The sequence below is a fragment of the Pseudomonas pseudonitroreducens genome (assembly GCF_021603645.1).
Lineage (GTDB): Bacteria > Pseudomonadota > Gammaproteobacteria > Pseudomonadales > Pseudomonadaceae > Pseudomonas > Pseudomonas pseudonitroreducens.
In genome coordinates, this window is record NZ_BQHJ01000060.1 from 1 (window position 1) to 390 (window position 390).

Consider the following 390-nt stretch of genomic DNA (forward strand, 5'->3'; position numbering starts at 1 on the left):
GGCGAGCCTTCGACTGAAGCGAATAGACATCGCTGAGCGAAGCTTGCCCGGCCGGGGCAGTGCGCATGTCCTTGGCCAGGTCGGCGAACTCTTTGGCCACCGTTTCGCGCTGTTTCTTCGCAGTCTCTAGGCGCTTGGCAGCAGCCTCATACATGCGCATTTCAGTGGCCAGCGCGGTCTGGAGCTTGGCCAGGTTATCGGCCCTGATTTTGTTCATGTTGTCGGTGTGGCGCTTCTCGGCCGCTTCCTGGGCCTCGGCTGCTGCAGCCTGGTCAGCTGTCATCTGCTGCAGCGCCTCGCGGTACTCGCGAGCACGCTTGGCCGCTGCCAGGGCCTCATTGCTCACCGGTGCGGTGGGGCCATCGCGCTGCATGTCACGCCGACTGGTCA

General features: G+C 63.8%; 1 protein-coding gene. It reads right to left on the reverse strand.

Features of this window, described 5'->3' with window-relative positions; translation table 11 throughout:
* On the reverse strand, window positions 1-390 hold a 390-nt coding region (locus L6D89_RS32460), incomplete at both ends, for a hypothetical protein (protein WP_236202354.1).